Here is a 240-nt window from a genome sequence, read left to right on the forward strand (position 1 = left end):
CTTGAAGTACGACGAATTAGAGGATTTAAAGGTAGCAGACCTTGCCTGCGGTTCTGGTCATATTCTCAACGAATGTTTCGACCTGCTCTATGACCTTTATATTGCCGAAGGCTATGGTCGTGGAGAGGCTGTGGAGAATATCTTCAGCCACAACCTCACGGGTATCGACCTCGACACCCGTGCCAAGCAGTTGAGCCAGTTTGCCCTCCTGCTGAAGGCTTGCCAGAAGGATGCAGCCTT

1 protein-coding gene is annotated in these 240 nt (G+C 50.8%); it reads left to right on the plus strand.

Annotation, left to right across the window (positions count from 1 at the left end; all coding sequences use genetic code 11):
• On the plus strand, window positions 1-240 hold a 240-nt coding region (locus tag QVO99_RS04435), incomplete at both ends, for a hypothetical protein (RefSeq protein ID WP_288176959.1).

The sequence above is a fragment of the Prevotella sp. CAG:592 genome (genome assembly GCF_000436015.1).
GTDB lineage: Bacteria > Bacteroidota > Bacteroidia > Bacteroidales > Bacteroidaceae > Prevotella > Prevotella pectinovora.